Here is a 600-nt window from a genome sequence, read left to right on the forward strand (position 1 = left end):
ATCTCCAGCCCAAATTATTTCCGAGCCAACTGGTATATGTTTTAGTGATTTAGTGGCTTGGGGTGGTACTTTTGAGCGGTTATTCGAGTTTATCCAGAAATGGGTATTAGAGTACAAACAGGATTTCCCTGCGGTAGTTGGTAAGCTTAGCTTTCTTGGTATTACCCAAAGAACAAAAAACAGCCCTAACACATGGCGTTGGCAACAGAATGCAAGTTGGGTGAAGGAACACCCCAAACTCACAGTAAAAAATGTTTCAATTCCAGTAGAGCTTTGGGATTATTTGGGTAACCGACAAGCTAAGGTCGCTAAGACTAATTATCCAGAGCGTTGGGGAGGTCACGAGATTGTGTCGCCTCCGCGTGAAGATGGAAATTTAAAAGCGCTTAAACAGGCATATCAAATATATTCACTAGGCATAGAGCAAAAGAGGGAATTTGCAGAGAAGCTTGCATCAACCCAGGAATTCAAGGACGCCTGGTTAAGAAGCCTGGTTAATGAGCTCAAGAGAAGTGCCTAACAAGATCGTCAAAATGACTTCTGGTGGCAAACTTTACGCAGGTGTTATATTTTCTAAGGAAAATTTATGAGCACAGAATA

At 42.0% G+C, this 600-nt stretch carries 1 protein-coding gene; it reads left to right on the forward strand.

The genetic code is table 11. From position 1 onward, the window contains the following. On the forward strand, window positions 1-520 hold a 520-nt coding region (locus KCG35_RS26065), incomplete at its 5' end, for a hypothetical protein (protein ID WP_215822839.1). Between the last annotated feature and the right edge of the window lie 80 nt (window positions 521-600).

It is taken from the genome of Zooshikella harenae (assembly GCF_018837975.1).
GTDB classification, from domain to species: Bacteria; Pseudomonadota; Gammaproteobacteria; order Pseudomonadales; family Zooshikellaceae; genus Zooshikella; species Zooshikella harenae.